Source organism: Pseudomonas sp. 18.1.10, assembly GCF_024655625.1.
Lineage (GTDB): Bacteria > Pseudomonadota > Gammaproteobacteria > Pseudomonadales > Pseudomonadaceae > Aquipseudomonas.
Genome location: NZ_JANLGL010000170.1, coordinates 1 through 12,114, shown reverse-complemented (window position 1 = coordinate 12,114; position 12,114 = coordinate 1). Strand labels below are relative to the sequence as shown.

The 12,114-nt window shown below is 61.1% G+C and carries 7 protein-coding genes; 5 read left to right on the top strand and 2 right to left on the bottom strand.

Annotation, left to right across the window (positions count from 1 at the left end):
- Nucleotides 1-75: 75 nt before the first annotated feature.
- Complete coding sequence (locus NUV89_RS22625; RefSeq protein ID WP_257783059.1) at nt 76-1,191, bottom strand: Gfo/Idh/MocA family protein; 1,116 nt, start codon at nt 1,189-1,191, stop codon at nt 76-78.
- 309 nt (nt 1,192-1,500) lie between these two features.
- Here NUV89_RS22625 and NUV89_RS22620 point away from each other — a divergent pair, with 309 nt between their 5' ends.
- Together NUV89_RS22620 and NUV89_RS22615 are read left to right on the top strand one after the other, a co-directional pair.
- A complete protein-coding gene (locus NUV89_RS22620) occupies nt 1,501-2,538 on the top strand; it encodes a YCF48-related protein (RefSeq protein WP_257783060.1) in 1,038 nt (345 codons plus the stop codon).
- Between the two features lie 18 nt (nt 2,539-2,556).
- Nucleotides 2,557-4,932: an RND family transporter gene (locus tag NUV89_RS22615; protein WP_017739140.1), complete on the top strand. Its 2,376-nt coding sequence runs from the start codon at nt 2,557-2,559 to the stop codon at nt 4,930-4,932.
- 66 nt (nt 4,933-4,998) lie between these two features.
- Here the strand turns inward: NUV89_RS22615 and NUV89_RS22610 are convergent, their stop codons facing one another.
- A complete protein-coding gene (locus tag NUV89_RS22610; protein WP_257783058.1) occupies nt 4,999-9,780 on the bottom strand; it encodes a dermonecrotic toxin domain-containing protein in 4,782 nt (1,593 codons plus the stop codon).
- A 444-nt stretch (nt 9,781-10,224) separates the two neighbouring features.
- Here NUV89_RS22610 and NUV89_RS22605 point away from each other — a divergent pair, with 444 nt between their 5' ends.
- The 3 genes from NUV89_RS22605 (at nt 10,225) to NUV89_RS22595 (ending at nt 12,012) form a co-directional block, all read left to right on the top strand.
- Nucleotides 10,225-10,515: a DUF5629 family protein gene (locus NUV89_RS22605; RefSeq protein WP_257783057.1), complete on the top strand. Its 291-nt coding sequence runs from the start codon at nt 10,225-10,227 to the stop codon at nt 10,513-10,515.
- The gene (locus NUV89_RS22600; RefSeq protein ID WP_257783056.1) at nt 10,502-11,677 is read left to right on the top strand and encodes a lactonase family protein; all 1,176 of its coding nucleotides are present in this window, start codon (nt 10,502-10,504) and stop codon (nt 11,675-11,677) included. Before NUV89_RS22605 ends, NUV89_RS22600 begins: the two co-directional genes overlap by 14 nt.
- A 155-nt stretch (nt 11,678-11,832) precedes the next feature.
- A complete protein-coding gene (locus tag NUV89_RS22595) occupies nt 11,833-12,012 on the top strand; it encodes a hypothetical protein (RefSeq protein WP_017739136.1) in 180 nt (59 codons plus the stop codon).
- Nucleotides 12,013-12,114: the final 102 nt, after the last annotated feature.

Here is a 12,114-nt window from a genome sequence, read left to right as displayed (position 1 = left end):
TCAGTTGTTACATGTGCTGACTGACACACCGCCTTCGCGAGCAAGCCCGCTCCCACAGGGGATTATCGTTGGGTTTTAAACGGTGCTCACTTTGACCCAGCGTTCTTCGCTGGCGGCAATGCGAATCGCCGTCGCCAACTGTTCAACCGCCCATGCCGCTTCAAAGTCGGTGCCATCCGCACCCTGGCCGGCCACGGCCATAATCAGTTCCTGCACTTCCAGCGTCTTCAACTCGTTGTACCCCAACTGATGGCCCGCCGCCGGGCTGAACGCCGCATAGCCCGGTAGAGCCGGGCCGGCCAACAGCCGCTGGAATCCGTCCTGGCCAACGCGGCACAGTTGCAGTTCATTCAAGCGCTCCTGATCGAAGGCCAGCGTGCCTTTGGTCCCGCTGATTTCAAAACTCAGGTGGTTCTTGTAGCCATGCTTGAGCCAACTGCTGCTGACCGTGCCGCGCGCGCCGTTGGCAAAGCGCAGCAGGGCGTGTACCTGGTCATCCACGGCGATGGCTTTGTGCTCGCTGCTGCCTTTGACGGCAGGGCGCTGGGGGTGCACGGTCTGGGTGTCGGCGCACACACTGACCACATCACCCACCAGGTAGCGCGCCATCGACAGCAAGTGGCTGCCCAGGTCCGCGAGGGCGCCCCCGGCATGCTCCACTTCGCAGCGCCACGACCAAAGGGAAGCCGGATCGGCCATGAAATCTTCGCTGAACTCCCCCTGGAAGCTGATGATCTCGCCGAGGTCGCCCCGGGCAATCATCTGCTTGGCCAGCGCGATCATCGGGTTGTGCTGGTAGTTGTAGCCCACGCGCGTCACCACACTGGCGGCACTGGCCGCACGGCGCATGGCGTCTGCCTGTTCGAGGCTGACGGCCAGGGGTTTTTCGCAGTACACCGCCTTGCCGGCCGCGATGGCGGCCATGGCCATGGGGTAGTGCAAGTGGTTGGGAGTGGTGATGGCCACGACATCGACATTGGGGTCGTTGATTAGCGCTTGCCAGTCGCCGTAGGCCTGGGCAAAACCCCAATCCTTGGCGCAGCGCTGTGCGCGTTCGGTATCGGCGTCGGCCAGGGCGGCCAGCTTGAGGTGTACCGGCAGTTCAAATACCGCACGGGCGTTATTGAACGCCAAGGCATGGGCGCGGCCCATGAAGCCTGTGCCGATCAAGCCGATTCCGAGTTCACGCATAGCCGTGGTCCTTTGCATTATTGTTGTCAGAGGCGCTATTAATGGAATAAAAATTCCCTAATTTCAATAGATGGAATAAAAATTCATCAGTGCGCGGGCAATCACCCTGGCGAATGCAGCTATATTCAGCCCGTGGCCAAATGCCGCCAGTTAACAAAAGATAACGTAGCGCCGATTGTCAGACGATTCGAAAGCCCGATAGGATGGCCCCTGCTTCCTCCAGGCGCTCTAGATTGCAGGTTTCAGAGCCCGGGAAGGCGAGATGACCTAACAATAATAAATGGGAGAAGGTCTATGAGTGAGCCTGTCATGGGTTGGGTTGTTTGCCGCCCACGCGCCGCACGCAGGGTTGCGTTGCTGGCCACAGCGCTCTCGCTGTTTGGGGCCGTCGCGTTGCCGACCGCCGCCCAGGCCGCTGGCGATACCCCCGCCGCGGCGGTGTTTGCAATTGAATCGCCCAAGGCCACCAAAGGCCTGATGATCGACGTGGTGCATGCCGGCAAGCGCCTGGTGGCGGTCGGTGATCGTGGGCATATCCTCTATTCCGATGACCAGGGCGCGACCTGGACACAAGCCAAGGTCCCCACCCGGCAGTTGCTCACGGCGGTGTTTTTCGTCGATGACAAACAAGGCTGGGCCGTCGGCCACGATGCGCAAATCCTCGCCAGCACCGACGGCGGCGCCACCTGGACCCAGCAGTACCAAGACCTCAAGCGCGAATCGCCGCTGCTGGATATCTGGTTCAACAACGCCAGCCACGGCCTGGCCGTGGGCGCCTACGGTGCGCTGATCGAAACCACCGACGGCGGCAAGACCTGGGCCGATGTCAGCGACCGCCTCGACAACGAAGACCAGTTCCACCTCAACGCCATCGCCTTTATCAAGGACGCCGGCCTGTTTATCGTCGGTGAGCAGGGCAGCATGTTCCGCTCCAGCGATGACGGCCAGACCTGGGAAAAACTCGAAGGCCCTTACGAGGGCTCGCTGTTTGGCGTCATCAGCACGGCGCAGCCGCAAACCCTGCTGGCCTACGGCTTGCGTGGCAACCTGTACCGCTCCACGGATTTCGGCACGACCTGGGAGCAGGTCGAACTCAAGGCGGCGCGGGGCGCGCTGGAATTTGGCTTGTCCGGCGCGACGTTGCTGGAGGACGGTTCCCTCGTGGTCGTCGGCAATGGCGGCAGTGTGGTGGTCAGTCACGACGACGGGGTGACCTTCAGCGTGTTCAATCGCCCGGACCGCATTTCACTGTCGGCCGTGACGGCGGCAGGCAACGGCAATTTGATCCTCGCGGGGCAGGGTGGTGTGCGTGTCGCCACTGTTGCCGGCGCAGAGCTCTCAAAATAATAAGAAGGCGGGGATTCAATGAGCAGTCATCACAACGATAAAGCGACCTTTCTTGAGCGCCTGATCTTCAACAACCGCCCGGCAGTCATCGTGATCTGCCTGTTGGTGAGCATTTTCCTGTTTTGGCAGGCGACGTTGATTCGCCCGTCCACCAGCTTTGAAAAGATGATCCCCCTCAAGCACCCCTTCATCGAGAAGATGATGGAGCACCGCAACGACCTGGCGAACCTGGGCAACACGGTGCGGATCTCGGTGGAAGCCAAGGACGGTGACATCTTTACGAAGGAATACATGGAGACCCTGCGGCAGATCAACGATGAGGTGTTCTACATCTCCGGCGTCGATCGCTCGGGCCTCAAGTCGCTGTGGAGCCCCAGCGTACGCTGGACCGAAGTGACCGAAGAAGGCTTTGCCGGCGGGGAGGTGATCCCGCAGAGCTACAACGGCTCGCCGGAAAGCCTCGATCAACTGCGCAACAACGTGCTCAAGTCCGGGCAGGTCGGGCGCCTGGTGTCCAACGACTTCAAGTCGAGCATCGTCGATATTCCGTTGCTGGAGGCCTATCCAGACCCGCAAGACCAGGGCAAGTTGCTGGCCCTGGACTATCGCAAGTTCTCCCATGAACTCGAAGACAAGATCCGCGACAAGTTCGAGGCACAGAACCCCAACGTCAAGATCCACATCGTCGGCTTTGCCAAGAAGGTCGGTGACCTGATCGATGGCCTGGTGATGGTGGTGATGTTCTTCGGCATTGCGTTCGTCATTACCCTGATCCTGCTGCTGTGGTTCACCAACTGCCTGCGCAGCACCATCGCCGTATTGAGTACGACGCTGGTGGCGGTGATCTGGCAACTGGGGCTGATGCACTTTTTCGGCTTTGGCCTCGACCCGTATTCGATGCTGGTGCCGTTCCTGATCTTTGCCATTGGTATTTCCCACGGCGTGCAGAAGATCAACGGTATCGCCTTGCAGTCCAGCGAGGCCGACAACGCGTTGACGGCGGCGCGGCGCACGTTCCGCCAGTTGTTCCTGCCGGGGATGATCGCGATCCTGGCGGATGCGGTGGGCTTTATTACCCTGCTGATTATCGATATCGGCGTGATCCGCGAACTGGCCATCGGTGCGTCCATCGGTGTGGCCGTGATCGTGTTTACCAACCTGATCCTGCTGCCGGTGGCGATTTCCTACGTCGGCATCAGCAAACGCGCCATCGCCAAGAGCAAGAAAGACGCAAATCGCGAACACTCGTTCTGGCGCCTGCTGTCGAACTTTGCCAGCCCGAAAGTCGCCCCGATCTCCATCGCCCTGGCGCTGGTCGCCTTTGGTGGCGGCCTCTGGTACAGCCAGAACCTGAAGATCGGCGACCTCGATCAGGGCGCCCCGGAACTGCGCCCCGATTCGCGCTACAACAAAGACAACAACTTCATCATCAGCAACTACTCCACCAGTTCCGACGTGCTGGTGGTGATGGTCAAGACCGCTGCCGAGGGCTGTTCGCGTTACGAAGCCATGGCGCCCATCGACCAGTTGATGTGGAAGATGCAGAACACCGAGGGCGTGCAGTCGGCGATCTCGTTGGTGACCGTGTCCAAGCAGATGATTAAGGGCATGAACGAGGGCAACCTGAAATGGGAAACCCTGTCGCGCAACCCCGATGTGTTGAACAGCTCGATCTCCCGCGCCGATGGCCTGTACAACAACAATTGCTCCCTGGCGCCGGTGTTGGTGTTCCTCAACGACCACAAGGCCGAAACCCTCGACCGCGCGGTGCATGCGGTGCAGGAATTTGCCAAGGAGAACAACAAGGACGGCCTGGAATTCATCCTCGCCGCCGGTAACGCCGGGATTGAAGCAGCGACCAACGAGGTCATCAAGGAGTCGGAACTGACCATCCTGATCCTGGTGTACCTGTGCGTGGCGACCATGTGCATGATTACCTTCCGCTCGTGGGCCGCGACCCTGTGCATCGTGCTGCCGCTGGTGCTGACGTCGGTGCTGGGCAACGCGTTGATGGCGTTCATGGGCATCGGCGTCAAGGTGGCGACCTTGCCGGTGGTCGCCCTGGGTGTGGGGATTGGCGTGGACTACGGCATCTATATCTACAGCCGCCTGGAAAGCTTCCTGCGTGCCGGGTTGCCACTGCAAGAGGCGTATTACCAGACGCTCAAGTCCACCGGTAAAGCCGTGCTGTTCACCGGCTTGTGCCTGGCGATCGGCGTGTGCACCTGGATCTTCTCGGCGATCAAGTTCCAGGCCGACATGGGCCTGATGCTGACCTTCATGTTGCTGTGGAACATGTTCGGTGCACTGTGGCTGTTGCCGGCACTGGCACGGTTCCTTATCAAACCCGAGAAGCTGGCGGGGCAGAAGGGCAATTCGTTGTTTGCCCACTGAGCCACGAAGTGGGTTGGCTGAAACATAACGGGGGAAGCCATTGGGCTTCCCCCGTTGTCTTTCAGGTCACAGTCCCGGGAACAGTTTCATGTCCAGCGGTGGCTTGATTTTCGCGCGCACGATGCTGTCGATGCGCTTGTCATCTCTTCCGGCTTGGGTCACCAAGTCCTTTTGGGTGAGGTAGCGTTGTTCGGGCAGCTTGAGGTGTGCCGCGCTGTAGGCTTCGCGCGGGGTGCCCAGGGTTGGGTAGTGGAAGTGCGCATACCAAAGAACGGTCGGGCCGTTTTTCTCGCGCACCGCATACTCGGTGAGGAAGTCCTTGCTCTTGAGCGGCTTGCCCCGGACAACCAGGCTGATATCGACACGCCCGTGCTTCACTAGGTAGTCGATGTTTTCCGGGCGCGGCGCCTGGCGAAGGTAACCGTCGCAGCGATGCATGATCGCGCGCTGGCGCATGTCGTTGGCCGCGTTGCGCCACTGGGCGAGCAACGGCGCGGTTTCGCGGTTATCGCCATGGCTGGCCTCGGCCTGTTGCGCGAGCAGGTCCAGGTTCCGGGCCTGGTTTTCCAGCATGTCGCTCCAGTCACTGGGGCTCACGCTTTCACGGCGGGCGGGGTCATCCAGCTTCTTTTTCTGGTACTGAATGCTGCTTTCGATCTCGGCCTGTCCATCCATCAGCTTTTGCGCGTCGCGGGTATAGGTTGCGAGTGGCTTGACCACCGGCGCTGGCGCCGGCTTGACCGGGTCATTACGAACGATCTGTACCCATTCGCCATCGTTGGCTTCCCAAGCGTAGCTGGCAACCGGTTGACCGGTTCGCGGGTCGAGCACATCGATGATTTGAATGTCCTGACTGGGCGTTGGCGCGCGCAGCGTACCGACAAGGGTTTGCTTGTCACGGGTCTTGAAGACTTTTTTGTTCTGCGTCTTGCGCGGCCGGTCTTTACGCCTCTGCACGGTAGGTGAAAGGTGTTGCTCCTCGCGAATAAGGTCAGCCAGCTCTGCCTGTGCCTGGCTGATAACTTGGCTGAGGGCCTCGGCAAAACGCTCGCTGTAAACCGGCCTGAGCCGTTTCGACCCCATCCCCTGCAACGCCTGGAAGTTGCTCAGTTCTCCCTTGTATTGGTCAATCAGGCTGCTGAGTACCGCGATGCGTTCGTCCGCCGTATAACCCTCATGTTCTTGCAGTTCGATGTGAGAGGTGGCGATGGTATTGAGATCGGCTCGGTTGAAGCGACCAATCAGGAACTCTTCTTGCGGCGACTCTGTATTGGTGCTGCGGTCAATGCTGAGCTCGCGCAGTGTGCTCATGCGTTCCAGTCGGGCGAACAGCGCCTGATTCTCGGGGGGTTGATCGGTTGTCCTGATAAAAGCTTCGGCCTGTTTCTTGGCGTAAGTCGAGTCGTTTTTCCACTCATCCAATAGTCGGGAGTAGGTGTCGGACAGACGAATGAGATGATCGATGTTTTCGACCCGTTCACTCAGGCTCTGAATCATCTGCGCATACGCCCCCGGCGCATTGATGCGGGTTCGCTCGATGAGGTCGTTCAGGGGTTCGCCGGTGCTGGCATGGGAAAGCTCCTCGCCGATATACAGGTAATCCGTGTTGAGCGAGCGCAGGGTTTCTGCGATTTCCTCGTACGCCTGGGAGCGCCTTTCCTTGAAGATGTTGAAGTCCATGGCGGGCGTTTCGGGTGTCAGTGCCTTGATTGCGTTTTTGCGCAGGAGGGTGAGCCTGTCGATCTGTTGTTCGTAAAGGGTGAAGCGCGTGCGTTGTAACGCCAGTAACTGGGTGTTGCGTGTCAGTTCCGCCTGGTATCGATCACTGAATTCACCACCCCGCTCGTTGTTGTTGGCCAGGCCCCATAGCGTGCGCAGTTTTTTGTTGGACTGGTGCAACGCCCGTTCGGTCTCTACCAGCTGCATATCGGCCGTTTCGGTGGCAATGGCCACGGGTTGCGCTGCGACCAATTCATCGGCGTACTTGGCGAGCATGGCCTTGGTGGCTTCGACATTCCGGTCAACCGCGGCTTGCCTGCGAGCGGTGGTACGGGGCATGCCGCCTTTCAGTTTCGGGCTTGGATCAAACTGCCAAAGGCCTTGAGTATCGACTTTCAGCGGTGGCCCTGTACGAGCCTTGTCCTGCTCATCGATGACAAACAGGCCATCCAGATCTCGCGCCAACCGGTACCAGTGGCCGTCGATGCGGGCGTGCAGTTTGCCTGCAATGGAATACAGGCCTTTCAACTGGCCGCTGGTGATGGGCGTTGGATGCCCGGCGGGCGTCGGCACGCTGAAGCTTTGAATATGCGCACGCTGTGCGGGCGTGAGCACGCCGGCGCTGGAAAAGGCGAAATCGAAAGGCGTTGAAACAGCGTCCAAGGCCGTGCCGACAGCGGCCTGATGGATTGTCGCGAGGTGGCCGGTGCTGGCTTCGCCACCGCGGTGCAGGGGCACGTTGACTTCTGGGCGGTCGGTAAAGGGAATGCTGCCCAATGGGCGCGGCTTTACTGCGTTTGCCGTGGTATGGCTCAACAACGTCCCCACATTCACCAGCAAATCCACCATGGCGGCGGTGGGGTCGGGGTTGGCGGTGTCGCTGGCCTGCTGGATATCGTTCTCCACGCTGGTCAGTTGCACCAGCCAACCGGCCATGGCGCCGGGCCCCTGCAAGACCGGCAACAGTGTATTGAACAGTAACCAGCCGAGTTCCTTGTGGGACGCCCAGCGGCTTTCGGCATCGGACGTCGATTGGTCCTTGGCGAGGTTGACCAGGCTGTGGGCATTGGCATTGAACAGGTGCTTCATCAGGTCGCCGCTGTCCACGTCGCGAGCCAGTGTGGCGGCCGCGTTATAGCCATCGACGGCCAGGCTGGTCGGCCCCGGAGTGTCGGGGGCATCGAATTCGTTGAACACACTGTAGTGGGCGATGTGTGGCGTGTGAAAGCCGCCATTGCCATACACCGCACGGGTCTTGGCGTCCGGCAGCCAGGCCAGGATGCTTTGCTGCAACGGGCCGGGTTGCTGGATCGCACTCAGCAAGGCCGCGCGGCTGGCGAACTCTTGCAACGGCGGCGAGAGCTGGGTGCGGTAGAGGATGTGCGGGCCTTTTTCGGCGCTTTTCGGCTCGATCACAAACATGTTCTCGACCACATCCGGCGTTGCCCCAGGTTTGCGCAGGAACGCCAGCGGGCGCACGGTGAGGTCCATGCCATCGACCTGGCGGCTGCCGGCGCCGGGGCGGGTCACCGCTTCGACAAACTGTACGCCTTGTGCCGTCAGGCCGGCCTGGCCCTTGAGTTTGAGCTCGCTGGCCTGCATGGCGAGCTGGATGGGCACCTGTTCGATGAACAATGCCAGGCGTGCCCTTGAGGGGGCGCTGTCACTCAGTAGATGCTGTTCCAGCAAGGCAGGGTAGTGCTTGCCGATATCGACCTCGCTAATCAGGTCCTTGAGGTGCTGGGCCAGTGTGGGGTCATTGACCGGTTGGCCGCGCAGGCGAATATCCATCTGGCCTTTGGGCAGCCCGGCGAGGTTTTCCAGGGCCATCTGCACCAGGCTCATCTTGACCGGCTCGATGTAGCCACTCCCCAGGGTGCCCACCGCTACCTTGAAAGTGATCTCCAGGTCGTTGGCCTTATAGCCCTTGGCCGCCAGGCGGGCGTCGAGTTGTTGTTCGGCATAGGTGCGGATGTCCGGTATGTCCGTGAGAAACGTACGCCCGTGATTGCGCTGCACACTGCTGGCCAGTGCCAGGGTGTGTTGCTGGTAGGCAAAACGCTCGGCTTCGCTGGCTTGGGTGAGCCAGGCTGGCATGTTGCGGGCCATGTGCTCAAGCGTGGTGGCGGTTGGGCCCTGGGCGCCGATGAATGCCGGGGCCGTGGCGCTGGCTTGGGCGAACAGTTGCTCCAGGGCTTCGACGCTGGCGCTGGCGGGCAGTTGTATGGCCTCCAGGTTTTGCAATTGTCCGTTGAGAAGGAGGGCCGCCTGGGTTGCAAACACCGGGCCTGTGAGTTCCACGCGCTTCCAGTCCAACCGCTCGAACACGAACTGTTCGCTGAGCTGGCGTTGCCATGCGGTGGCAAAGGCCTCGAGGGAATCGTAAGGCGTCACCACGCCGGCGGCCGAGGCGTGAAGCACGATCTGGCGGCCGTCGACTTCGCGGGTAATCAGCAGGTCCGGGCTGAGCACCTGGGAAGTGGTATCGCCCATGCTCAGGCTCGACTCCAGCGCATACACCTTGGCTGCCGGGGTACCGAGGGCGCTTGCCCGCTCCGTGGCGTCGGGATAGCGCGTGACCTGGTCGAGCGTCTGGCGTTGCAGGTCATTCAGGCCCGGTTGCTGGAGACCGGCGATGCGCAGCGTGTTGCGCAGGGTGTCGCCGAGCCACGACCAGTGGCTGGTGCGCGCGCCGCTGGGTGTTGGGGTAAAGGCGTCCTGGTCCCAATAGGCCGTCAGTGCTTCGGCAAAGGCGGTCTTCAGATTGGGGCGCAGGGTGCGAATGGCCAGCTCGACCGCTTGCATGTCCAGGGGCCGTGTTGGCTGGCTCCCATCATCCTTGACGCTGAGGAAGTTGTAGTGGGTGGTGTCGATCCACTTGCAGGGCTGGCCGAAGCGGTCGGAAAAATCCAGCTCGGTGCCCGATGCCAGATGCTCCAGCGCCAGGTCCAGCAGGGGCGTCAGTGCATATTGGGTTGTGCCGGCCTGGACTGGCACGGCCAGGGCCGTGTTGGCGATATCGATGTTCAAGGTGGGGTGCTGGACCTTGAGCGCTTCGGCCAGGAGCCCGGCAACCACCGAACGTACGCTGGGGCGATTGGCGAAATGCGCAGCTACCCGGTTGTGCACCGCAGCGGCCGCACCTGGCTGGAGTGGGGAGGTTAGCTGGCGTTGAAGGGCTGTGGGCCCCGGGATTCCCTGTGATCCCGTGGAGCGGGATGGGGCCGGGGTGTCGTTTGCGGGCACTGAGCGGGTCACGGCGGGCGGCGGTGACTCGACGGGCAGGGAGACGGTGTAAACGTTGCGCGTATTTCTTACCGAGAGCATGCGAGGCCTTCCTTTGCGTGTGGGACAAAACGTACGCCGGGAAAAATACCTGCCCGCTTGCCCGTCGATGTCGGCAATGCGTTATCAACTGTTTCGCGGTGCGTTTGTCATCAGGTCGCACGCCTTGATCGGCGCGGGGTCTGCCGGTCTGTTTCGGCGTGTTTGTCGCTGCCCGCCCATCGAAAGCGACGCTCCATCGCCGTTGCTGGGCTATCATTGGCGCTTTCCCGTAGATGATTGACTGCCATGACTGCCGACACCCTGACCACCGTCCTTGCCACCAGCGACATGCTTGAAATCGATGGCCTGCACGCATTCGACTTCAGCCTCGACGCGCAGAAGTTGCTGATTACCGCCATGGACGGCCGTGCTGAAAAACGCTGGAGTTTCAGCCTGGAACAGGTGCAGGCCGCGACGTTTGACGACGCCCTGCAAAGCTGGACCCTCGTCGGCGATTCGGGCGAACACCGCCTGATCTGCCTGAGCGCGTTCACCGGCAACAATGACGACGAGGACGACACCGATGATGTTGCGTAAATTCTGGCCCCTGCTGATGGCAGGCAGTGTGGGGGCGATGTCGGTGCAGGCCGCGCCGGCCGAGACCTATGAACTGTTGGTGGGCAGCTACACCGCGGGCACCAGCGAAGGCATCTACCGCTTGCAGTTCGACAGCCGCAGCGGCAAGTTCCAAGGCCCGCCAGTATTGGCTGCCAAGGCCGCGAACCCGTCCTGGCTGACTGTTTCGAAGGATCAGAAGCATCTGTTTGTAGTGAATGAGAACGGTCCGGGCCAGAAAGATCCGGTCGGCCGTGTCAGCAGCTACAGCATTGCCCCCGGCGATCATCAACTGACCCTGATTAACCAGGTACAAAGCCTGGGCAACGAACCGACTCACTCCAGCCTGTCCGTTGATGGCCGCTATCTGTTGGTCGCCAACTATTCGGTCCTCGAAGATCCGGGCGGCAGCCTGGCGATCCTGCCGGTGGATGCCAGTGGCAAGCTGTCGCCTCCCGTGCAGTTGAGCGGGCACCCGGCCAGTCGCGTCAATCCAGAGCGCCAGGCGTCCAACCATGTGCATTCGGTGGTGTCGTCGCCGGATGGCAAGTACGTGTTTGTGCAGGACCTGGGCGCGGACAAGGTGTTTGCCTACCACTACGCCCCCGAGGCCAACCACGAGCTGCCGCTGACCCCGGCCAACCCGGCGTCGGTGCCATTGCCCCCGGGCAGCGGCCCGCGGCATCTGCTGTTCAGCGCCGATGGCAGGCACGCCTGGCTGACCACCGAGATGAGCGCCCAGGTCGCGGTGTTCGATTACCACGACGGCACGCTCAGCCAGACCCAGCTAGTGGACTTCGCCGCCGGCCAGCCGGTGTCGGACAAGGCCGGCGCGGCGCTGCACGCGTCCAGCGACGGCAAGTTCCTGTATGTGAGCAACCGTGGCACGGCGAACCAGTTGCTGGTGTTCAGCATCGATCCTGCCACCGCGCACCTCAAGGAGCTGCAGCGCCGCTCCGTAGAGGGCGACCACCCGCGTGAGTTCAGCCTGGACCCGAGCGGCAGGTTCTTGCTGATCGCCAACCAGAAAAGTAACGAAATCGTGGTGGTCGAACGCGACCCCAAGACCGGCCTGCTGGGTAAAACCGTGCAGAAATTGGCGATTGATGCCCCCAGCGACCTGAAGTTCTTGGTGCGTCAATAAGCCACAGGCCCCGCAGTGCGGGGCCTGAGCCTTTCTATTAATTGCAGTGATAACGGCTACTGTTTCAAAGCATTTCTAAGGTTCAACCCTCGGGCGTAAGTTTGGTTCCAAGGCCTTCCCGGCCACTCAACCAAACGAACACAAGGGTTACCGCCATGAACTTCAATCTCTTCTCGATCATCGCTGCTTCCGCCGTTTCCGCCACCGTGGCCTTGCCGGCTGCCGCCAGCGTGGAACTCACCGGCAAAAAATCCAGCACCAGCGCCTACACCCAGAAATACCTGCAACAGAGCGCCAATTTCTATGCGGCCCTGGATCACAAAGCCCAACACTGATCCAGAAGCTAGTGAGGTCAAATGTGGGAGCTGGCTTGTGTGGGAGCGGGCTTGCTCGCGAATACGGTGGATCAGGCAACACATCTGTGACTGACAGACTGC

What these genes read in the sequence shown, in the direction of transcription:
- NUV89_RS22625 (WP_257783059.1), bottom strand. Translation starts at nt 1,191, where the DNA reads ATGCGTGAACTCGGAATCGGCTTGATCGGCACAGGCTTCATGGGCCGC.
- NUV89_RS22620 (WP_257783060.1), top strand. Translation starts at nt 1,501, where the DNA reads ATGGGTTGGGTTGTTTGCCGCCCACGCGCCGCACGCAGGGTTGCGTTG.
- NUV89_RS22615 (WP_017739140.1), top strand. Translation starts at nt 2,557, where the DNA reads ATGAGCAGTCATCACAACGATAAAGCGACCTTTCTTGAGCGCCTGATC.
- NUV89_RS22605 (WP_257783057.1), top strand. Translation starts at nt 10,225, where the DNA reads ATGACTGCCGACACCCTGACCACCGTCCTTGCCACCAGCGACATGCTT.
- NUV89_RS22600 (WP_257783056.1), top strand. Translation starts at nt 10,502, where the DNA reads ATGATGTTGCGTAAATTCTGGCCCCTGCTGATGGCAGGCAGTGTGGGG.
- NUV89_RS22595 (WP_017739136.1), top strand. Translation starts at nt 11,833, where the DNA reads ATGAACTTCAATCTCTTCTCGATCATCGCTGCTTCCGCCGTTTCCGCC.